Source organism: Myxococcales bacterium (assembly GCA_016699535.1).
GTDB lineage: Bacteria > Myxococcota_A > Polyangia > Polyangiales.
Window position 1 is genome coordinate 258,613 of sequence record CP064980.1, and the last position, 20,323, is coordinate 278,935.

Below are 20,323 nucleotides of genomic sequence, written 5' to 3' on the forward strand. Positions count from 1 at the left end.
GGCATGATAGGACAACAGATGTTCTTGCTGGGGTCATTCGGCCCCTACCTGCCATTGCCATATTTGGCAATTTTCTACTAGTTTTAATGCCACAATTGTCTGAATTTGATAAAATTATTGCTATACTTGTCAACTCAGGACCTGTTTTGCGAGCGTCTGCGCCAAAAGACATTGCCCAGGCATTGGCAATCGTGGCTAAGAGGCTCTTTGATCCCAACGATCCTATCGGGGCTTCTCTGCGCGCAAGACTTCCCGCAAGCACTGGCTTAAGTCCACAGATGGTTAACTTTGGTCTCGAGCAGAGCCTCGGGCTGAGCAGTCAAAGCGAGTTGAGTAGGCTCCAGGAGCGTCTAACCGAGACACCGCGAAATGACATGGTCCGCAAAGCAGCAGGGTTGAGCGTTGTGGTCCTGGCTTCAAATCTTTTTGTGGGCAGTTGGCGCGCTATCCTCGAGCCCTTACTGCAAGGCAGCCCGACTTTAGTAAAAGCACCTTCTTCTGATGCAGTCTTTGCGCAACATATCAATGAATGCCTCGATGAAGTCGCCCCGGAGCTCGGGCAAGGCCTTGCTGTGCTGGATTGGCCACGTGAGCAGTTTTCTTTTGATGCAAAGGCTTTGGAACACGTCGAAGTGCTTTCGGTGTTTGGAAGCGATCAAACGATTCAAAGCATTTCGCAAACACTTCCTCCGCAAACACGTTTGCTGGCGCATGGGCATGGTATCGGAGCGGCTTATATCGATGCCTCAAGTCTCTGCGATGAGAGCTCTGCCCACAGGCTTGCCATGGATGTTGCTTTGGATCTTACGGCTTACGATCAGCGCGGATGCATGTCGCCTTATTCGCTCTGGATTCAAGACGGTGCATATCTAAGCGCAAAGCATTTTGGAGAATTGCTTGCCGAAGAGGCTTTACCGAAAGTGAATCAGCACCTACCCAAAGGTTCGCTGCCAAAAGCAGTACGAATTGCCGAGCAGCAATGGCGAGCAGTGGCTGCAGCGCGCTCCCATCTTTTTGAAAACGAGGCAGGCGCAGTCGCTATTGAACCGGATCATCGTTTGCGTCTATCGCCAGGGTACCGAAACCTATCCGTTCATGACTGCAAAGATATTAAAGTTGTGATCAACGCTCTAATTCCACTGGGCACGCATCTAAAAACACTGGGCGTTGCTACCGAATCAGAGAGCCTGAAGAGCATTGCCCAGCACCTTCCTGCGCCCTTATGTCCGCGGATTTGTAAAATTGGCCTCATGCAAAAGCCCCCTCTTGATTACATTGCCGATGGCTTGCCTTTGGCGGGAAACTTTTCGCATTGGATTGACTGTTCGTAGAGAGGAACTAGCACATGGATCTCAAACTCTTTGTCTCAACGTTTGTCGCAATTTTTATCGCCGAGATTGGCGATAAAACCCAATTGGCTACGCTCTCCTTTGCCTCGGGCAGCACATCACGCTGGACGGTTTTTGCTGCTTCGGCCTTGGCTCTGATTTCAACCTCCGCAATTGCTGTGCTTGGAGGTGAGACAATCAGTCGTTTTGTTTCGCCACTTGCTTTGAAACGTGCTGCTGGTGTGCTGTTCCTAGTCTTAGGCGCCGTTTTCTTGTTCGGTAGTGCCTCTACAAAAAGCTAGCGCTCAGATCAAAAAGATCGTTTCTATCTACGTCATGCGCGACATTGAGCGCAGTTCGATCTCGGTTATTTCGGCTGGGATACCTAGACGCATGGGTGGTCCCCAATAGCCAGTGCCGGAGCTTACATAAATCTGCGTGGGTCCGTGCTTGTGCAAACCAGAAACGTAGGGCTGCTGCAAGTGCACCAGATAATTAAAAGGAATCATCTGCCCGCCATGGGTGTGTCCTGAGAGCTGCAAATCAACATCAAGCTCGGCTGCTTCATGCACGGCGCGAGGTTGGTGAGCAAGCAAAACCACCGGAACTTCAGGGTCTCGTTCATGCATTGCGTTTTTTAAATCCGGTTTGTGCCCGTCGGTAAATTGCCCTGCCGAGAAATCATCGATGCCGGCTATATCAAGCTTGGCGCCTTGATGTTCAATGCGCACCCGCTCGTTACGCAACACTCGGATGCCTTGTGTTTCTAAAAAACGTACCCATGCGCTTGCACCAGAATAGTACTCATGATTACCGGTAACAAAATACACACCATGCTTTGCCCGCAGGGCAGATAGTCGTGCCACGATGGGGCCGAGTTCTTCAACCGAACCATCGACAAGATCACCCGTGATGGCCACAAGATCCGGTTGCAGACGATTGCTCTTGTCGACAATCTCTTCAATGAACGACAGACCAATGGTCGGGCCAACGTGAATATCGGTGAGCTGAACAATGCGAAAACCATGCATGTCAGCAGAAAGCCGAGAAAGCGAGATGGGTACTTTCTTAATGCGTACTGGCTTTGTGCCTTCCCATAGCGCCACCCCTCCAAGACCCAGTCCAAGCAGACCTGCAAAGCCTGCAAGACCCCGTGAGAGCATGGCTCTGCGTGATGCATCGAAAGCTGTTTCACTAATCTTGTTAAGCAACAAAGCGACTAAAGGACGCAGGCCTTCATTGAAAAGCAAAATAACAAACCAAATAAACAACAAGCCAGTCCAAGTGTAGGAAAACCATGCCAAGGATGACCCTAATGTTTTGGGTAATACGCGCACAAGTGCGGGTGTCAGCGGAAAGCTAAGTGCACCGATAAAAATCAATACCGTCAAAGCAATCGTCCAGGCGATAGGCCATTTGGGATCGCGAACCAGACGTGCCCACAGAAAGAAATGCAGGCCGCCGGAAAGCAGCGACACAACGACTAAAAAAACTAACCAGCGCCAGACGGACATAAGGAAGATCAGACACCAATGAACAGACGATGACCGAAGTTGTGTTCAAGGTCTCCCGCGAATACTTTTTCTGCTGCGGCCTCGATATCGTATTCCACTCTTTTAAATGAGAAATGTTTTTCTTCTGTATCGTAAACTGTGTAGGCCGCTCGATTGTCATGATCGCGTGGCTGACCCACCGAGCCTACACTGACAATGTATTTGTAGCCTTCTTCCAGACTAAAGCCCTCGGCTGGAAGCTCACGCACTTCGCCGGGTTTCAGAGCAAACACTTTGCATAAGTGGGAATGGCCGATCAGCGTAATGTCGCCAAGCTCATCCCAAATGGCCAAGCACTCTGCAGCTTGCTCCGGAGCAAAGATATAATCGAACTCCTCAAGCCGTAGCGGTGAGCCGTGACACAGATGGACTCCGTATGCATCTAGCTCATGCTTGTACGGTAGTGATTTGAGCCACTCCATGTTGATATCGCTGAGCTGATCAGCGTGCTTATCAAGAGCGTGCCTTGCTGCATCATAGTAATAGGAATAGTCCATGCGGCCAGCTACCGCTGCATCGTGGTTGCCAACAATGGTAACTTCAGCCATCTCGCGCACGATGTTGCAGCACTCATTGGGACTGGCGCCATAGCCGACAATGTCACCTAGACAGAAATAGCGATCAATCTTTTCCGTTGCGTATGCCCCCATAACGGCCGAAAGCGCCTCGATGTTGGCATGAACATCACTGAATATTCCGAGTTTCATAAACGATGCAGAAAATTAAACGTTTTAACTGATCGATAGGTATACGACCCTTGCCCTCAACTGTCCAATAGAAGTGAGAAAAGAGGGCATTTTTTCAATACAGCCTCCCACAGCAGGCATCAAGAAGCATCCTATAGCCGAGCCAACATGGCTTCTTTGTGCTATCTTGTCGCCGTGGAAAATAGCACAAAAACTGCATCAAATCTGATCGACGAATTAGCGGGAAGCTGTGTCAGCTTCGTCAAGCGCGCGCTCGATCTCGAACTGGATTTCACCTCCGAGACCCTACCTATTGTTGACCACTATCTGCGTGAGCACACCGCAGCAGTTGCTAAAAATAGCGACTCAAAAGCCTATGAAGAAGTTGTGAGCCTCATTGCTCCAGCAGCGGGCGCTTATTTTGGGACTGTCGTACAACGAGAACTTAAGCAGGGGCGTTGGTTCTGTCCTGAACAAGATTTTTCAAATTATCGTTTTGAATTCGAGCATTGTTTTTTGCATTTTAATCCAATCGGGACAGCACTTGAAACGATGCTCCGTGAACACGCACCCGGATGGCACTCGCATTTCGAGCTACTTTCCGAGGATCAGGAAGTTGTTACCGAATCGCTGAAGCGCAGCACAGAAATTAGCGAAGACGACTATTTCAGGCTCAGCGTGCGTTTCGATACATTGCAGCATATTGAAAGCATTTTAATGGCAAAGGCCGCGGCAGAGGGCAAGCAAAACCAAGTGTTTCAGCATGAAGCCTATGACGCAGAAATTGCTAGACAATCAAAAATACAATCGAAGGAAAACTAGCGTTTCGATTTGGAAACTACGACTTCAAGTCGTTAAGTAGCGCTTGTAAAGTAGGATCATCTTCTAAGGATGCTTCAATCCATGCCTTGAGCTCTGCTTGTTGGGTTTCAGAAAGCATGGCGCCTCCGTTGCTGAGCACCGCATGCTCTACCAAACGTTGCACGGCCGACGGTGCGTCAATGCTTCCTGTCTGAAGTTGTTCTGCCACCTGAGTTACCACGTCTATGCCCTGTCCTTCTGTCGGCGCATCGGCTTTTTGTGCTTGTTCCACAGCCTGAGAAAACTTCTCACGTGCCCCGGATGAGGCTTCGGGACCTTCATTTTCAGTGGGAGCCCCGTTTTGGACGGAGCCTGTCCCAGGTGGTTTAATCGGCGTACTCATTTTGTTTAATTTAGCGTGCTCAGTGTGAAATATGCAAGCAGACAGTCGATTCCTTCTTATTCCTTGTTTGTTTTAAAATTCTTATCGACCGGGATATTGAGCGGTTGCGTGCGCTTTGACGTTTTTAGTAAAGTTTTCAGGATAGAGTGCGCTTTGTCACACGTGAGGAAACCGGGGGCTTTACAAGGTTGACTCGAGAAGAGCGGCGCACCAGTATGCTGCTGATGAAGCAATTTCCCCTTAAAGACGCCGCAAATTCGATTCGTAGCTTTTTACAGCAGATTGGCGCCCCGGTTGGCGAGGATCCCGAACTTGCCGAAACCGGCGCTCGCGTGGCGCAGGCCTTTTACGAGGAACTGCTAAGCGGCTACCGGCAGGATCCCACGGCCATACTTCGCGACGCCACGGCATCAAACAGCGATGCATTGGTGGTTCTGAAAAACGTACGCATTTTTCCGATCTGCCCTCATCACCTTCTTCCGAATCCGGGCTTTGCACACATCGCATACAAACCGGCCGGTCGAGTAATAGGGCTAGGAGCCTTGGCACGATTGCTTCAATGCTTTTCACGTCGTTTGATCTTGCAGGAAGAACTCGCCAAACGCTGCAGCGAATCAATCGTTGAAGAACTCAACAGCCCATGGGCCGCTTGCGTCATTGATGCAGAGGCGCTGTGTCTTACCGCTCGAGGAGCACGAGCGGAATCAAGCCGCTCCACCATTGTGCATGTTGCTGGCGAGAAAAAAGACGACTCTTTACTCCTGCAAACCTTTTGGAACACCATCAAATCCCACTAACACCCTTGCCACTAGCTCCGCTTTACAGAATGTTCTGCGAATGCTTTTAGCTCGGCTATCTTGAAGCAAAGAGACCCACGGGGTCCCCACGCGCAGTTCCGCAGCGAAGCGAGGACTGTCTGAGTATGGGGACCTTGGGTCTCTTTGCAAGCAAGCTCTAGTCGATTAGATGACCCATGCGTTTACGCTTTGTTTCCAAATAACCGCGGTTGTGATCGTTTGGCTCAACGCTCATCGGCACGCGCTTTGAAATACGAACTCCATCTTTCCGCAAGGCCGTGACTTTGTCTGGATTGTTTGTCAACAGCGCAATGGACTTCACGCCTAAATCCGCAAGCATCGCACTGGCAACCTCGTAGCTTCGCATGTCGTCATCGAAACCAAGCATACGATTTGCATCCACCGTGTCGTGGCCCTGCTCTTGCAAAGCGTAAGCCCGAATCTTGTTGCAAAGGCCAATACCGCGGCCTTCTTGCCTAAGATAAAGGACTGCACCCTTCTTTGACTTGGCTATGAGAGAAAGCGCCATATCAAGCTGTTCACGGCAGTCGCATTTCAAGGAATGAAGCACTTCGCCTGTAAGGCATTCACTGTGCACTCGTAGCAGTACATCGTCTTGTTTATCAATGTCGCCAGAAACGATGGCACAGTGCTCCTTTAAACTGTCCCGTTCTTGATAGACAACCACGCGCAGCATTCCGTATTCGGTTGGCATCTCGGCCGAAGCATATCGTTGAACAAGAGCTTCTTCCGCGGACTGTTTTCGTTGTGCAATGGTCATGGCATGCTCTGGGCGGGTAATGTAAGCACGAAACAGCTTTCGTCAAGGCATGTAATTCGACCCGCTTAGGCCCCGACCAACGTCATCGAGCACTCGATGATTTGCCGCGGGTGATACACGGAAGCTTACTAGGACAAAAAGGCTAAGAATATCCGCCAATCAATGTTTTTAAGAGTGAATGTTGGGTGATTTTTATCAAAAACGCTCCACTAAATTTTGACGAGAAGAGGGCTAAGGACAATTACGAAATTCCTAACTTCGTGCTAACTCTATCGATGTGCTAGCTGCTGGAGCCTCAATCGACAGTCTGGAACGGGACATTTTGGCACTTTCGGACACCTTGGTGGTCTCAAAAAGTGAGATGGATCGTAGCACCTATTCGGCCGATCTCTGGCCGAGAAATTTCTTAAAACATGAAGCATTAGAAAAGCCGTGCCTCATTGTTTGGCCTCAAACTCTCGATGACTTAAGTCATTTGCTCCGCTTCGCTGCGCGATATTCCATACCCGTTGTTCCCTATGGTGGCGGCAGTGGTGTATGTGGCGGCATTCGTCCAACAAAAGAAAGCATCGTGCTTGACCTCAAACGGATGCGCGCTGTGAAAACAATCAATAAGAGCGCCCTTCAGGTCGAGGTGGAAGCTGGATGCTACGGACAAGAACTTGAAAATCAGCTTAGTGCAAAGGGTTTTACCTTAGGTCATTTTCCGTCGTCAATCAGTTGCTCAACAGTAGGCGGTTGGCTTGCCACGCGTTCTGCAGGGCAATGCTCCGGACGATACGGTAAAATCGAAGATATGGTTTTGGGCTTTCAAGCCATCGATGGCATCGGACGGAACATCAACGTACAGCACAACACAAGTAGCGCAACTCTTGGACCATTGCTCATCGGCAACGAGGGAACTCTTTGTGTGTTCGGCGAAGCTTCGTTACGCATTAATCCTGCGCCAGAACACCGACGTTTTGCAGCTTTTGACTTTGAGACCATTGAAGATGGCACTGAAACCATTCGAAGAGCTTTTCAGGCCGGACTTCGCCCTGCGGTCTGTCGTCTCTATGATCCTCTCGACAGTGCGTTTGCCAAGCGCCACTTGGAGCATCCAGAAGAAGCTGAAGCAAAAGTATTCCAGGAAACTCGCTCCGGAATTCTCAGCCCCCGCCATCAACTGCTCTATGGGCATTTGCTACGCTACCCTAAACTTCTAGGGATGAGCAGGAGTATAATTGAGAGCTTGGCCCTCTTCCGACCCCTGCTGATTCTTGTTTGGGAAGACAACGAAGCGATGGCGGAAAGCGAATTTCGACATTTTCTTGGGCTCGCTCATGAGCATGGGGGAGATTTTCTCGGTGAGCGCCCAGCAAAACATTGGTTTGACCATCGCCACGCTGTTAGTTTTAGACAGTCACCTGTCATGAGCGCGGGTGCCTTCGTTGATACAATGGAAATTGCGGTAGGTTGGAGTCAGCTAACGGAATCTTACTATGCAGTACGTCGAGCTCTCAGTAAACACGCATTTGTGATGGCTCATTTTAGTCATGCTTATCCTTCCGGAGCGTCGATCTATTTTACTTTTGCGAGGCACCCAGGAAGAAACAAGGATGCTTTATCCATCTATGACAATGCCTGGAAAAGCGCTTTAGACGAAGTGCTTAGACAAGGCGGCAGCGTTTCTCATCATCATGGCATCGGCCGTGCGAAATTAGAAGCACTGGGAAAAGATTCAGCAAACAACTTCAGGACCTTACGCCAGCTTAAGCGAGTGTTCGACCCACAAGGCATTCTTAATCCTGGAGCGCTTGTCCCGAAAGATTGAGCTATGTCGCAGCAAACTTTCTATCAAAGCATTGAAACCGAAGGCATCACAAAAACCCGGTCACTCTCCGAAGGCACAACCTTGCTTCCAAATAGCACAGAACAAGTTTGTCGCATCTTGGAGCTCGCTGACGCTTATAATCTTCGCGCATGTGCTCCAGGAAGTCGACGCGATCCGCGAAGTTGTTTCGTGCTGTCGCTTGCTCAAATGAACACGCACATCGCTATCAACGAACTCGATCATATTGTAACGGTTCACGGTGGGATGTCACTACGGAACTTAGATAGGCATCTTAAGACCGCGGGGTTTATGAGACGTGCTGCTCCGATGCAACTGAATCTGAGTGTGAGCGAATGGATTGCAACAGGCCTTATCGGTGCGGAGACAAGCGAGGTCGAGCCTCTTTCGGCCTGTCTTTTGGGACTTGTTGCTGTGCGAAGCGACGGCAGTAAAATGCGTTGTCGGCCGGCCCCACGTAAAGCCATGGGTCCAGAACTTTGGCCATTATTTGTTGGAACACGCAGCAAGTACGCCGTCGTCACGGAAGCTACCTTTGCAATTCGCTTTTACCAAAACTTAATACGCAAGGATTTCGTGTTTGAGACACGTAGCGATGCCGGTCAGGCAAAAGCATGGCTTAGAGCCTCGGGTCTACGGGGCAGCTATTTTCTCGTTGACGCTTCTGGCCCCGGATCAAAGCTTGTCGTTTATCTTGATGAAGATGGACCATTTTGCCATGCGAACAAGGCAATTTTAAGCGAAGTTATCAAACAGTTTAATGGAAAGGCCTCGGCTATTGGCTCTTCGGTTATTGCTCCAGCTCGGCAAAATACCGTTGATGCGCCTTACTTATCCGAGATTCTTAAACATGCCGATCCCAAGGGTATCCTCGGATAGTGATTCAAGACATTCCCTAATCAGCGTTTTGTTGAGCTTTGAGGAGCTCTGCTTGATGGTAAGTTTTCAGAGCGGTCTAATTTTCTTCGATATGTCCTTCAACAATCAAATCGAGTTTGTGCAATGTGAGACCCAAACGGTGGTCGGTCACTCGGTTTTGCGGGTAGTTGTACGTACGAATTTTTTCTGAACGTTCACCGGATCCCACCATGTCGCGACGTTCTGCAGAAATCGCATCTGCTTGCGCCTGCTGTTCAATCTTGAGCAAACGGGAACGCAACACTTTCATGGCCTTAGCTTTGTTCTTGATCTGAGAACGCTCATCCTGGCATTTAACGATGATTCCCGTTGGTTTGTGCAAAAGCTGCACAGCGGAATTGGTTGTGTTGACGCCCTGTCCGCCCGGTCCACCCGAAGCCGCAATGCTCATCTCAAGATCGGCATCGTTCACTTGCACGTCGACTTCTTCGGCTTCGGGCAAAACAGCAACTGTCGCTGTTGAAGTATGGACACGTCCTTGGGTCTCAGTGGCCGGAACCCGTTGCACACGATGAACGCCGCCCTCGTAGCGCAAGTTGGAATAAACACTGTCGCCGCTAATAAGGGCAATAACTTCTTTCAAACCACCCGCAGCCGCCGGACTGATGGACATCACTTCCACTTTCCATTTTTTTGACTCCGCGTATCGACCGTACATACGAAATAGGTCCGCTGCAAATAGAGCTGCCTCTTCGCCTCCCGTGCCGCTACGTATCTCCAGGATGGTGTTTCTGGCATCATTGGGGTCGGATGGAATAAGCAGAAACTGAATCTGTTTTTCTAGTTCTTCTAGCTTGCCTTCAAGTTCGGGAATTTCTTCCTGAACCATTTCCCTATTCGGGATCATTCAAAGCTTCGCGATCTTCGTTAAGCTGCGCCTGAACTTTTTTGTATTCCGAATACGAGCTAACCACTTCGCTGAGTTCAGCACGCTCCTTATTCAGGTCCATGAAACGCTTCGAATCAGAAAGCACATCTGGATCACAAAGGAGCTGCTCAAGCCGGGCGTGCCGAACACACAGGTCCTCAAGTTTATCTAAAGGAAGCATTCGTCAGCCTTGGGCAACGCTACAAAATTTTCATCCTTAGGGTCCTGTTCACAAAAACAAAGCATATCTAGCATGAAGATTTCCGGGACGGTCTAGGAGCGAGAGCCCCCACAGCAACAACGACGATTACACATCGGCATAGGAGGAGGAGTTCCGAGCAGATAAGCCGCGTCTCGGTGGGCGTGGAAATCTACTTTTTTGCTCGACAAGTTGTTATTAACCCTAGGCTTGTTTCTTTACGCCGTATCTGCGCTTGAAACGTTCCACACGGCCGGCGGTATCAACCATCTTTTGCTTTCCAGTAAAAAAAGGGATGACAAGCTGCGCAAATGTCAACGCTGAACGAACCACGAGTGGAACGTGTTTGGTAGCTTTCACCGCAGGCACAGGTAACCGTAGCTTCGTTATATTCTGGGTGTATTCCAGTTTTCATGACCTAACTCCAAAGAAGTGCATTTACCTTACTCCCGAGGCCTTGGCAAGTAGAACATCGTATTGCTGCTCAACGGAAAAGGCACAGGGCTCAGATGAGTATATAGCTTGGCAAGCAGGGTGAGTCGTGTAAGATCGTCTGCAATTGATATGGCTCAAAAACGGTTACAATTAGTGGTTCGCGGACGTGTTCAAGGGGTTTTCTTTCGTGCAAGCGCACGCCGTGAAGCAAAACAGCTTGGACTGACAGGATGGGTTAAAAACCGCCCAGACGGCAGCCTAGAGGCCCTAGTGGAGGGCGAAGAAGGTTGCGTCAAGGAATTCCTAGCCTGGGCACAAGAGGGGCCCACAACCTCCAGAGTCGATGCTATCGAAACAAAATGGCGCGGTTTCACCGGAGAGTTTCCCGATTTTCGAATCGTCCCTTAAGGGCGGCAGCGAATTCAAAGAACCCGCAAAACGAAAGCAACGGTCAACTACTTCTTGGTTGAGTCCGCTTTTGCTTTCTTTGATTCCTTTTTAGGGGCAGCTTCTTTCGCAGCGCTTTTCTCGCTTGCTTTGGCCGTGGTTGCTTTCGCTTTTTTGGGCGCAGCTTCTTTTGCCTCTGCTGCTACTTCAGTCGATTTGCCTACAGCGCTCTTTTTTGGCTTGGGTGCTGCAGCAGCCTTCCCGCCCGACACAAACTCAATGTAAGACATCGGTGCGTTATCGCCACGACGAAGTTTGCCTTTGATGATGCGGGTGTAACCACCGCCTTTTCCCGCCTTCACGCGATCCAAATACCGTGGCGCGATGTCGTGGAAAAGCTTGTAGACAAGATCCACATCTTCAATATCACCGTCAGATTTGGTCTTTGCCATAGCTTTTGGCAAAAAGCGTGCAACTTGACGCTGAGCATTCAAGCGAGAAGCCATGACACCCTCGCGCTCCTCTGGAGTCTTGAGCTTGCCAACATCCACAATAAGATTGTCGCCTAAACGCAATGCTTGAGAGACCAAGCGCTCAGCGATACGCCGAAGCTCTTTCGCCTTGGCATCCGTAGTCTCAATGCGTTCATGCAACACCAAGTTACCCACCAAGTTACGAAACATGGCACGACGATGGCTGGTATTTCTTCCGAATTTTCTTCCCGCTTTTTGGTGACGCATGGCGACCTTTACCTAGTTTTTCTGAGCTTGCTGCTGTTTCCAGCGTTCCAACATTTCTGACCAGTTATCAATACGCATACCTAAGGATAGGCCCATGCGTGAGAGAATCTCGCGAATCTCTTTCAAAGACTTACGACCAAAGTTTTTGGTCTTGAGCATGTCAGCTTCGGTACGTTGAACGAGTTCACCGATGAAGTTGATGTTTGCATTCTGCAGACAGTTTGCCGAACGCACCGAAAGCTCTAGTTCTTCAACACTACGGAAAAGATTCTCGTTGAGCGGCTCTTCTTCTTGCTTTTCAAAAAGCTCAGGCTCTTCTGTCTCTTCAAAGTTAATGAAGATAGTAAGCTGCTCTTTAAGTATTTTGGCAGCATAGGCCACGGCATCTTGTGGAGTAACAGAGCCATCGGTCCACACTTCCAGCGTAAGCTTATCGTAGTCGGTGATCTGCCCAACACGCGCATTGGTTACCGTGTAGTTGACTTTGCGAATCGGTGAAAAGAGCGCGTCAATGGCAACCGTGCCAAGGGGATCCTCGGGATCTTTGTTTCGATCCGAAGGCACATAACCACGGCCTACGTTTACAATGAGCTCTGCTTTAAAACGACCGCCCTTGGCTACGTTGCAAATCACATGATCGGGATTGAGCACTTCAACCTGATCGGTGACTTGAATGTCGCCGGCTTTAATCTCGCACGGTCCTTCTTTGTCAAGGTAGACAGTGTGTGTCTTAGCAGTATGGGCACGAACAACAACTTGCTTGAGTCGAAGCACAATATCCGTGACATCTTCGACGACGTCAGGCACCGAGGTAAACTCGTGCAAAGCACCATCGATCCTCACTTTGCTGATGGCTGCACCTTGCAATGAAGACAACAGCACCCGGCGCAACGAGTTTCCAAGGGTAATGCCAAAACCGCGCTCAAGCGGCTCACAGACAAACTTTCCATAGGTAGCGGTCACTGACTCGCTGTCCACAGGAATGCTGCGTGGCTTAATAAGATCTCTCCAGTTTCGACTAACAATCGTGCTCATGTGTTTCTTTCCTTGCTGGATACTATCGGGAGTAGAACTCAACGATCAGCTGTTCCTGAATCGGGAGGGTATTCACTTCTGCTTGGAAGGGTCTTGATAGTGCCTGAGAAATTGGCCTTATCGATTTCAAGCCACTCGGGCATACCATGGCGCTCCGCATTGTCTATCGCACTTTGAATGCGGACCATCTGCTTGCTCTTTTCTCGAATCGCAATGGTATCGCCAGGCTTAACGAGAAAAGATGGAATATTGACTGACTTACCGTTGACGGTCACATGCTTGTGCCGAACAAGGTGACGTGACTCCGCGCGAGTTGCCGCAAAACCAAGACGGAAACACACGTTGTCTAAACGTCGTTCAAGCAGGTTAAGTAGCTGTTCACCCGTAACGCCTTTAACACGGTCTGCCATCTGGAAATATTTGCGGAACTGCTTTTCGAGCACGCCATACATACGGCGCACCTTTTGCTTCTCACGAAGACGTAAGCCGTATTCTGTAACTTTAGAGCGCCGTTGACCGTGCTGACCTGAAGGATAAGGACGGCGATCAAAGGAACATTTATCCGTGTAACAACGCTCTCCCTTTAGGAAGAGTTTCATGTTCTCACGACGACACTGCTTGCAAACTGGACCAATATACCTAGCCATTTCGACTCCTAAACCCTTCGTCGCTTCGGTGGACGGCACCCGTTGTGTGGAATGGGAGTAATATCCCGGATCAGTGTGACTTTCATTCCAACGTTTTGAAAAGCACGGAGCGCTTGCTCTCGGCCAGAACCTGGACCTTTGATAAACACAGCAAGTGCTCGCATGCCATGATCTTGTGCTTTACGTGCAGCATCTTCAGCAGCAAGTTGAGCAGCAAAGGGCGTACTCTTTCGAGAGCCTTTAAAGTTTCTAGCGCCTGAACTTGACCACGACACAACGTTGCCGCGTGGATCGGTGACAGTGACCAAGGTGTTGTTAAAGGTACACTGAATGTGCGCTATCCCAGTGGGAACGTTCTTTTTAACTTTGCGCTTTGTTTTGCTTGCTGTTGGCTTTGCCATAATGCTTTCCTAACTTCTACTTTCTAAGGACGCCCTTACGCGGTCCTTTTCGAGTACGAGCGTTCGTGTGAGTTCGTTGTCCGCGAACAGGAAGTCCACGTCGGTGACGCAAACCACGATAGCAACCCAAGTCCATTAAACGTTTAATGTGCATGGATATTTCGCGTCGAAGATCACCTTCTACTTTAAATTTTCCATCGATGATCTCACGAATGCGCTTCATTTCGTTTTCATCAAGATCGTCGGCAATTTTATTTTCAGGAATGTTTGCTTCCTGACAAATTTGTTTCGAAATGTTTGGGCCGATTCCGTAAATGTAACGCAATGCAATGGTAATATGCTTGCGACCTGGAATGTCTACGCCTGCTATACGAGCCATGGTTCTTCTACCTTATCCTTGCCGTTGTTTGTGACGAGGGTTGGTGCATATAACACGCACGACGCCCTTGCGACGGATGATTTTACATTTTTCACAGATTTTTTTGACGCTTGGCCTTACTTTCATGGCTTCCCCTACATCAAGCTGCGTTAATCACGCTTGTTATTCGTCCCGTCACATCGTCCAAAGAGCCTTCACCTTCGATATGAGTCACTACATTTTGTGTCTCGTAGTGCCTCAAAACAGGTTCAGTTTTCTCTTGGTACTCCTCATAGCGCTTCCGAACGACTTCTTCTGTGTCGTCCTTCCGCTGAATCAGCTTACAAACGCCACGAGAGCAGTCCTCGGGCGAAGGCGGCGGATTATAGCGCAAATGAAAGATGTGTCCACAGGTCTGGCACACTCTTCTTCCAACAGCGCGTTCCACCAAGCTTTCCAGGGGAACATCAATGGCTATAACTTGGTCTATTTTTCGATTAATCCGGGCTAGCAGGACGTCCAACGCCTCAGCTTGAGCGACGGTTCGCGGGTAACCATCGAAAATTACACCGTTTTTAGCATCGTCCTCAGTAAGCCGCTTGGCGACGAGTTCCAGCACGAGCTCGTCCGGCACAAGCCTTCCTGCACCCATGTATTCGGCGAAACGCTTTCCCAGCTCCGAGCCAGAATCACGTTCTTTTCGCATAACATCGCCGGTAGAGAACTGCGGAATACCCCGAAGCTCCACCAAGCGTTTGGCCTGAGTGCCTTTTCCTGCACCCGGAGGACCAAAAAGTACCAGATCGAGGCTCACGCCATGGCCTTTCTGCCGCGGATGCGTGGACCGCTGGAGCCGGTCAAACCCTCATAGTGTCTTGTAATAAGATGAGATTCGATTTGCTGGACCGTGTCTAAGGCCACACCCACAACGATCATGATGGAGGTTCCGCCGAAATAAAAGGGCACGTGAAACCAACTACGCAGAAGATCTGGCACAGCACACACAGTCGCTACGTAAAAAGCACCACCAAAAGTAATGCGCGTCATGACACGATCAATAAAGTCCGCTGTCTGCTTTCCGGGCCGCACTCCAGGAATAAACGCGTTCTGCTTCTTGAGATTGTCCGCCACCTCAACAGGTTGAAAGGTCACTGCTGTATAGAAAAAGCAGAAAAAGACGATCATGGACATGTAAACTACCATGTAACGCCAATCGCCGGGGACAAGCCAGCTGCTTAGCTCTTGCATGCCAGGGATCTTGAGGTTGGCCAATGTGTTTGGAAACATGAGCAACGATGAAGCGAAAATAGGCGGAATCACACCTGAAGCATTGACGCGCAAAGGCAGATGTGAGGTCTGCCCACCGTACATTTTTTTGCCGATGACCCGCTTAGCGTAATGCACCGGTACGCGGCGCTGTGCGCGCTCGAAATACACAATGGTAAGAATCACTACCATCATGATTAGTGATATCAAAAGCAGAGGCACAGGCTTGATGTTGTCTTGCTTGACTTGGTCAAAGGTTGCCAGTGCAGCACGCGGCAATCCAGCCACGATGCCCGCAAAAATGATCAACGAGATACCATTGCCAATACCACGCTCGGTGATCTGCTCACCAAGCCACATAATAAAAGCGGTACCAGTCGTGAGTGACACGATAGTGAGGAAGATAAAAAATGGACCTGGGTCACGCACCACGTTTGCGCCGTTTGGACTGGTGAGTTGTTGCAGGTAAATTGAAATACCGGTGCTTTGGATGATGCTGATAATGACCGTTCCGTAGCGCGTATACTGATTGATCTTTCGGCGCCCAGCCTCACCCTCTTTGCGCAGCTCATCGAGCGGCTTAACAACCACCGTCATGAGCTGTAAAATGATACTGGCCGTAACATAGGGCATAATACCGAGTGCGAAAATCGAGAGTTGCTCGAGCGCACCACCGGTAAACATATTGAACATGCCCAAAAAGGAGCCCGACTGCTGCTGCATGATGTCTCGCATCACGTTACGATCCACACCTGGAGTCGTAACGAATACGCCAACACGGTAGACGGCAAGCATGCCGACAGTGAATAGAATCCTGCGTCTCAGCTCAGGGATTTTGGCAATGTTCGCAAAGCTGCTCATCAAAGACCCTTATCGGCTCGGGAGTTATTCACTCCGGTTGGTTTTTTTTGCAGCGGCTTCGATTACGATAGCTTGACCGCCCGCTTTTTCGATTTTTTCTTTGGCTGACTTACTAAAAGCTTCTGCTTTAACCGTAAGCGCTTTGCTGAGCTCTCCACCACCCAAGATCTTGATAGGGGCAGGAGTCCGACGGATAAGACCCGCATCTTTCAAGCTTGCGCGATCCACTGTCGATCCAGCATCAAAAGCTTCCAAACTCAATAGATTCACAATCGCATACTCTTTTGAGTTTAAAGGCTTGAAACCCATTTTTGGCAATCGACGTTGCATCGGTGTCTGACCACCTTCAAAGTGCAACTTACCGAAGTCTCCTGGATGACGTGCTTTTTGGCCCTTTTGACCTTTACCCGCGGTTTTCCCCAAACCAGAACCTGCTCCACGGCCCTTGCGCTTTTTATTTCGCACTGCGCCTGCAGGCGGACGAAGCCTGGAAAGAATGGGCACTTGGTTTTCAGTCGTTGTCATTGTTGTTCCTGCACTTTCACCAAATGGAGAACCTTTTTCACCATGCCGCGAAAGCTTGGTGTGTTTTCCACCTCAACTGAACTATGTGGACCTCGAAGTCCTAAGCCACGAAGCACCGCACGTTGATTCTGAGGACGTCCGATACCGCTTCGAATCTGGGTTAATTTTAGTTTGCCACTCATAATGCCACAACCTCCTCTACAGATTTATCGCGGCGGGAAGCAATCTGTTCAACCGACTCAAGCTCTTTGAGTGCGGTGATCGTTGCATGCACAACATTGTTAGGATTTGTTGTTCCTAGGATCTTGGAGAGCACATCACGAATGCCAGCTGCTTCAACCACAGCGCGCACTGCGCCACCGGCGATAACGCCAGTACCCGGACTGGCCGGACGAAGCAAAATGTTACCAGCACCGTAGTGACCCACGACGCGATGCGGAATCGTGCCACCAACCAACGGAATCTTGAACAACGATTTACGAGCTTTGTCGTTACCTTTGCGAATCGCATCGGGCACTTCGTTCGCCTTGCCTAGACCTACACCAACATGACCTTTGCCGTCGCCAACCACGATAAGAGCGCTGAAACTAAAGCGGCGACCGCCTTTGACAACCTTCGCAACACGATTGATGTGAACAACACGTTCTTGCAAATCTTCTAGAGTATTTGGATCAATAAAATTCGACATCAATCTCTCCTAAAATTTGAGCCCTGCTTCGCGAGCAGCATCGGCTAGTGCACGGATTCGTCCGTGATAGATGTATCCATTGCGGTCAAAGACCACTTGTTCAATTCCCTTGCTCTTGCAAGCTTCGGCAATGCTCTTTCCAACAGCCTTCGCTTGTTCCGTCTTCACACCTTGAATGTCCTTTGACACAGTAGAAGATGCATAAGCCAAGGTATTGCCCGCAAGATCATCGACAACCTGTGCGTAAATATGCTTCGCGCTTCGGAAAACGCTTAGACGGGGGCGCGCCGCATCACCAAATATTTTCTTACGAATACGACGCTTACGTCGCTCACGACCTGTAACACTCTGCGCCATGACTTATTTCCCTTTCCCGCCGGCCTTGCCAGCTTTCTCACGAATCCGCTCGCCGGTGTACCGAATGCCCTTGCCTTTGTAAGGCTCAGGTGGCCGGAGCGAACGAATATGAGCCGCAACTTGGCCCAACAAGTCTTTTCGATGTGAACTAAGAATCAAGCGAGGACGCTTCTGTCCACCTTCATCAACAACTTCCACTTTAGCTTTGATTTCTTCAGGAAGATTCAAAGTCACGGTATGCGAAAGACCAGCAGCAATAGTCAGCTGAGAGCCCTTTAGTTCAGCGCGGTATCCAACGCCATACAAATCCAAGGATTTTTCGTAACCTTTGTGAACGCCCTCGATCATGTTCAACAAAATCGAACGTGTAAGGCCCTGAAACTGAGCGCCTCGTGGACCACCAACCTTAGGCACGATTGAAAGCTTGCCATCGTCTTTGGTAATTTCCACCAAAGGAGAAATCGAATTGGTGGTCTCTCCTTTTGGGCCCTTGACGTGCACGAAGCCATTATCAATCTTCACATCAACGCCTTGAGGAACTTCCACTGGACGTTTGCCAAGACGAGAGTGTTTGATCTCATTTATTTTATCTTCAGTCGCAGGCATCACCATACCTCACAAAGTACTTCACCGCCCACGCGCTCTTTGCGCGCATCATGGTCGCTAAGCACACCTTTGGACGTTGATAGGATAGCAAGGCCCATACCGTTATGAACCTCAGGAATGTCTTCATGGCCTACGTAAAAACGGCGGCCAGGCCTACTCGCACGCTTTAGACCTGCAATAGCTGATTGCCGTTCTGCTCCATACTTAAGCTGAATCTGAATCACGGGAAAACGGTTCTGTTCGATTTTGTAGTCTTCGATGTAACCCTCGGCTTTGAGGATTTGCGCGACTTTTTCTTTGAGCTTCGACGCTGGAACTAGTGTGTGTTCATGACGCGCAAGAATCGCGTTACGAATACGGGCTAACATGTCAGCGAGTGGGTCGGTCATCATAGCGTTTATTCCTCTACCAGCTTGATTTCGTCACGCCAGGAACATCCCCAGCGAGCGCGAGTTTGCGCAAACAAATGCGACAAAGTTGAAATTTACGATAAAAACCGCGCGGACGACCACAACACTTGCAACGGTTGCGGTGCCGAACGGCGAATTTCTGTTTTCTTACGAGTTTTGCAAAAGCTTGTGCGCTAGCCATAACGATCTCCTAGTTCCGGAAAGGCATTCCGAGATGGCGCAACAACGCGCGGCCATGCTCATCGGTTTGTGCATTAGTAACAAAAGTAATGTTCAGACCTGTGGTCTGATCGACTTTGTCAAAATCGATTTCTGGAAACACAATCTGCTCACGGATTCCCAGAGTGTAGTTACCTCGACCATCGAAGGCCTTAGGACTAACGCCTTTAAAGTCGCGAACACGGGGCAGAGCCAAGGAAATCAAACGCTCCAAAAACTCCCATTTACGACTCTGTCGAAGAGTGACCATGGCACCAATGGCTTGGCCTTCGCGCAGTTTAAAACTCGCTATGGACTTTTTGGCACGCGTGACAACCGGCTTTTGGCCAGTGATGGCAGCAAGCTCCACTGTGGATTGTTCAATAAGCTTAGGACTCACAACAGCGCGTCCAAGCCCCATGTTCAACACAATGCGTTCAAGCTTGGGTACTTCCATTGGATTTTTCAATCCAAGCTCGCTCATCAGAGCAGGAATTACCGTTTCTTTATATTTCTTTAATAATCGAGGGACATTCTGCTGCATCACGAACTCCGTTTAGCTTTCCAAGCTACTTCCGCTGCGAGCGGCTGTGCGATTTTTTGTTTGGTCTTTGGACATCGTGTACCGAACACGCGTTGCTTTATCCGTCTTTGGATCCACAGGCATAACGTTGGAAATATGAATAGGGGCTTCCTTTTCAACGATGCCGGCTTCCTTAAAACGCTGAGGGCTCTGATGACGTTTGACGCGATTGACGTTTTCGACAATCACCCGATCGGTGTCTTTGAATATTCGCAGCACTCGACCACGGTCACCCTTGTTGCGGCCTGCAATCACTTCCACTAAATCATTTTTCTTGATGCGAGCAGCCATCACACAACCTCTGGAGCCAAAGAAATAATTTTCATAAACCGACGGTTACGTAGCTCGCGAGCCACCGGTCCAAAGATACGGGTTCCGATCGGCTCTTTCTGTGCGTTGATCAGCACAGCACTGTTGCCGTCGAACTTAATGTACGTGCCATCAGGCCGCGCACACTCTTTGGTGGTACGAACCACCACTGCACGAGCCACTTCACCCTTTTTTACACGGGAAGCTGGTAGTGCTTCTTTAATGGAAACCACGATGACGTCACCTAAACTGGCATAACGACGGCGAGATCCACCTAGTACCTTGATACATTCCACACATTTTGCGCCACTGTTGTCAGCCACATCAAGCTCTGTTTGCACCTGAATCATGC

At 49.6% G+C, this 20,323-nt stretch carries 28 protein-coding genes and 3 pseudogenes; 7 read left to right on the forward strand and 24 right to left on the reverse strand.

Going from position 1 to position 20,323, the window contains the following annotated elements; all coding sequences use genetic code 11:
- The first annotated feature begins 86 nt into the window (after window positions 1-86).
- A complete protein-coding gene (locus IPJ88_01320; protein QQR90416.1) occupies window positions 87-1,331 on the forward strand; it encodes a hypothetical protein in 1,245 nt (414 codons plus the stop codon).
- A gap of 14 nt (window positions 1,332-1,345) precedes the next feature.
- The gene (locus tag IPJ88_01325) at window positions 1,346-1,630 is read left to right on the forward strand and encodes a TMEM165/GDT1 family protein (protein ID QQR90417.1); all 285 of its coding nucleotides are present in this window, start codon (window positions 1,346-1,348) and stop codon (window positions 1,628-1,630) included.
- A gap of 27 nt (window positions 1,631-1,657) precedes the next feature.
- Here the strand turns inward: IPJ88_01325 and IPJ88_01330 are convergent, their stop codons facing one another.
- Together IPJ88_01330 and IPJ88_01335 are read right to left on the reverse strand one after the other, a co-directional pair.
- Entirely contained in the window at window positions 1,658-2,842 is a 1,185-nt protein-coding gene (locus tag IPJ88_01330; protein QQR90418.1) for a metallophosphoesterase, read from the reverse strand.
- Between the two features lie 8 nt (window positions 2,843-2,850).
- The gene (locus tag IPJ88_01335) at window positions 2,851-3,588 is read right to left on the reverse strand and encodes a metallophosphoesterase family protein (protein QQR90419.1); all 738 of its coding nucleotides are present in this window, start codon (window positions 3,586-3,588) and stop codon (window positions 2,851-2,853) included.
- Window positions 3,589-3,762: 174 nt separating this feature from the next.
- On the opposite strand from IPJ88_01335, the gene IPJ88_01340 reads away from it, so the two are divergent.
- The gene (locus tag IPJ88_01340; GenBank protein QQR90420.1) at window positions 3,763-4,389 is read left to right on the forward strand and encodes a hypothetical protein; all 627 of its coding nucleotides are present in this window, start codon (window positions 3,763-3,765) and stop codon (window positions 4,387-4,389) included.
- A gap of 16 nt (window positions 4,390-4,405) precedes the next feature.
- Here IPJ88_01340 and IPJ88_01345 read toward each other — a convergent pair whose 3' ends face one another.
- Window positions 4,406-4,771 carry a hypothetical protein gene (locus tag IPJ88_01345; protein ID QQR90421.1) on the reverse strand — a complete coding sequence of 122 codons (366 nt, stop codon included), beginning with the start codon at window positions 4,769-4,771 and terminating at the stop codon, window positions 4,406-4,408.
- Window positions 4,772-4,995: 224 nt separating this feature from the next.
- On the opposite strand from IPJ88_01345, the gene IPJ88_01350 reads away from it, so the two are divergent.
- Entirely contained in the window at window positions 4,996-5,568 is a 573-nt protein-coding gene (locus tag IPJ88_01350) for a GTP cyclohydrolase I (GenBank protein ID QQR90422.1), read from the forward strand.
- A 157-nt stretch (window positions 5,569-5,725) separates the two neighbouring features.
- Here IPJ88_01350 and ribA read toward each other — a convergent pair whose 3' ends face one another.
- Window positions 5,726-6,349: a GTP cyclohydrolase II gene (gene ribA / locus IPJ88_01355; GenBank protein QQR90423.1), complete on the reverse strand. Its 624-nt coding sequence runs from the start codon at window positions 6,347-6,349 to the stop codon at window positions 5,726-5,728.
- Between the two features lie 277 nt (window positions 6,350-6,626).
- Between ribA and IPJ88_01360 the strand changes: the two genes are divergently transcribed.
- Entirely contained in the window at window positions 6,627-8,162 is a 1,536-nt protein-coding gene (locus IPJ88_01360) for an FAD-binding oxidoreductase (GenBank protein ID QQR90424.1), read from the forward strand.
- 3 nt (window positions 8,163-8,165) lie between these two features.
- Entirely contained in the window at window positions 8,166-9,059 is an 894-nt protein-coding gene (locus IPJ88_01365) for an FAD-binding oxidoreductase (GenBank protein ID QQR90425.1), read from the forward strand.
- 76 nt (window positions 9,060-9,135) lie between these two features.
- On the opposite strand, the pseudogene prfA reads toward IPJ88_01365, so the two are convergent.
- A pseudogene (gene prfA / locus IPJ88_01370) lies at window positions 9,136-10,147 on the reverse strand (peptide chain release factor 1).
- Between the two features lie 222 nt (window positions 10,148-10,369).
- A pseudogene (gene rpmE / locus IPJ88_01375) lies at window positions 10,370-10,580 on the reverse strand (50S ribosomal protein L31).
- 149 nt (window positions 10,581-10,729) lie between these two features.
- Here rpmE and IPJ88_01380 point away from each other — a divergent pair.
- Window positions 10,730-11,008: an acylphosphatase gene (locus IPJ88_01380; protein QQR90426.1), complete on the forward strand. Its 279-nt coding sequence runs from the start codon at window positions 10,730-10,732 to the stop codon at window positions 11,006-11,008.
- A gap of 47 nt (window positions 11,009-11,055) precedes the next feature.
- Here IPJ88_01380 and rplQ read toward each other — a convergent pair whose 3' ends face one another.
- The 18 genes and pseudogenes from rplQ to rplN form a co-directional block, all read right to left on the reverse strand.
- Window positions 11,056-11,727: a 50S ribosomal protein L17 gene (gene rplQ / locus IPJ88_01385; protein ID QQR90427.1), complete on the reverse strand. Its 672-nt coding sequence runs from the start codon at window positions 11,725-11,727 to the stop codon at window positions 11,056-11,058.
- 12 nt (window positions 11,728-11,739) lie between these two features.
- Complete coding sequence (locus IPJ88_01390; GenBank protein QQR90428.1) at window positions 11,740-12,762, reverse strand: DNA-directed RNA polymerase subunit alpha; 1,023 nt, start codon at window positions 12,760-12,762, stop codon at window positions 11,740-11,742.
- Window positions 12,763-12,784: 22 nt separating this feature from the next.
- A pseudogene (rpsD, locus tag IPJ88_01395) lies at window positions 12,785-13,409 on the reverse strand (30S ribosomal protein S4).
- Window positions 13,410-13,417: 8 nt separating this feature from the next.
- Entirely contained in the window at window positions 13,418-13,810 is a 393-nt protein-coding gene (gene rpsK / locus IPJ88_01400) for a 30S ribosomal protein S11 (GenBank protein QQR90429.1), read from the reverse strand.
- A 16-nt stretch (window positions 13,811-13,826) separates the two neighbouring features.
- Window positions 13,827-14,189 (reverse strand): 30S ribosomal protein S13, encoded by a 363-nt coding sequence (rpsM, locus tag IPJ88_01405; GenBank protein QQR90430.1) that lies wholly within the window; start codon window positions 14,187-14,189, stop codon window positions 13,827-13,829.
- A gap of 12 nt (window positions 14,190-14,201) precedes the next feature.
- Window positions 14,202-14,315 carry a 50S ribosomal protein L36 gene (rpmJ, locus tag IPJ88_01410; protein ID QQR90431.1) on the reverse strand — a complete coding sequence of 38 codons (114 nt, stop codon included), beginning with the start codon at window positions 14,313-14,315 and terminating at the stop codon, window positions 14,202-14,204.
- A gap of 13 nt (window positions 14,316-14,328) precedes the next feature.
- A complete protein-coding gene (locus tag IPJ88_01415) occupies window positions 14,329-14,982 on the reverse strand; it encodes an adenylate kinase (protein ID QQR90432.1) in 654 nt (217 codons plus the stop codon).
- Window positions 14,979-16,295 carry a preprotein translocase subunit SecY gene (secY, locus tag IPJ88_01420; GenBank protein QQR90433.1) on the reverse strand — a complete coding sequence of 439 codons (1,317 nt, stop codon included), beginning with the start codon at window positions 16,293-16,295 and terminating at the stop codon, window positions 14,979-14,981. The genes IPJ88_01415 and secY overlap by 4 nt, the downstream gene beginning before the upstream one ends.
- Before the next feature lie 24 nt (window positions 16,296-16,319).
- Entirely contained in the window at window positions 16,320-16,820 is a 501-nt protein-coding gene (gene rplO / locus IPJ88_01425; GenBank protein ID QQR90434.1) for a 50S ribosomal protein L15, read from the reverse strand.
- The gene (gene rpmD / locus IPJ88_01430; GenBank protein ID QQR90435.1) at window positions 16,817-17,002 is read right to left on the reverse strand and encodes a 50S ribosomal protein L30; all 186 of its coding nucleotides are present in this window, start codon (window positions 17,000-17,002) and stop codon (window positions 16,817-16,819) included. Before rpmD ends, rplO begins: the two co-directional genes overlap by 4 nt.
- On the reverse strand, window positions 16,999-17,508 hold the full coding sequence (rpsE, locus tag IPJ88_01435; GenBank protein ID QQR90436.1) for a 30S ribosomal protein S5: 510 nt from the start codon (window positions 17,506-17,508) through the stop codon (window positions 16,999-17,001). The genes rpmD and rpsE overlap by 4 nt, the downstream gene beginning before the upstream one ends.
- Before the next feature lie 9 nt (window positions 17,509-17,517).
- The gene (locus IPJ88_01440; protein QQR90437.1) at window positions 17,518-17,865 is read right to left on the reverse strand and encodes a 50S ribosomal protein L18; all 348 of its coding nucleotides are present in this window, start codon (window positions 17,863-17,865) and stop codon (window positions 17,518-17,520) included.
- Between the two features lie 3 nt (window positions 17,866-17,868).
- On the reverse strand, window positions 17,869-18,471 hold the full coding sequence (gene rplF / locus IPJ88_01445) for a 50S ribosomal protein L6 (GenBank protein ID QQR90438.1): 603 nt from the start codon (window positions 18,469-18,471) through the stop codon (window positions 17,869-17,871).
- A complete protein-coding gene (gene rpsH / locus IPJ88_01450; protein QQR90439.1) occupies window positions 18,471-18,863 on the reverse strand; it encodes a 30S ribosomal protein S8 in 393 nt (130 codons plus the stop codon). The genes rplF and rpsH overlap by 1 nt, the downstream gene beginning before the upstream one ends.
- Window positions 18,864-18,876: 13 nt before the next feature.
- A complete protein-coding gene (locus IPJ88_01455) occupies window positions 18,877-19,062 on the reverse strand; it encodes a type Z 30S ribosomal protein S14 (protein ID QQR90440.1) in 186 nt (61 codons plus the stop codon).
- A gap of 9 nt (window positions 19,063-19,071) precedes the next feature.
- On the reverse strand, window positions 19,072-19,623 hold the full coding sequence (gene rplE, locus IPJ88_01460) for a 50S ribosomal protein L5 (protein QQR90441.1): 552 nt from the start codon (window positions 19,621-19,623) through the stop codon (window positions 19,072-19,074).
- Between the two features lie 12 nt (window positions 19,624-19,635).
- Window positions 19,636-19,953: a 50S ribosomal protein L24 gene (gene rplX, locus IPJ88_01465; protein ID QQR90442.1), complete on the reverse strand. Its 318-nt coding sequence runs from the start codon at window positions 19,951-19,953 to the stop codon at window positions 19,636-19,638.
- On the reverse strand, window positions 19,953-20,321 hold the full coding sequence (gene rplN, locus IPJ88_01470) for a 50S ribosomal protein L14 (GenBank protein QQR90443.1): 369 nt from the start codon (window positions 20,319-20,321) through the stop codon (window positions 19,953-19,955). The genes rplX and rplN overlap by 1 nt, the downstream gene beginning before the upstream one ends.
- Between the last annotated feature and the right edge of the window lie 2 nt (window positions 20,322-20,323).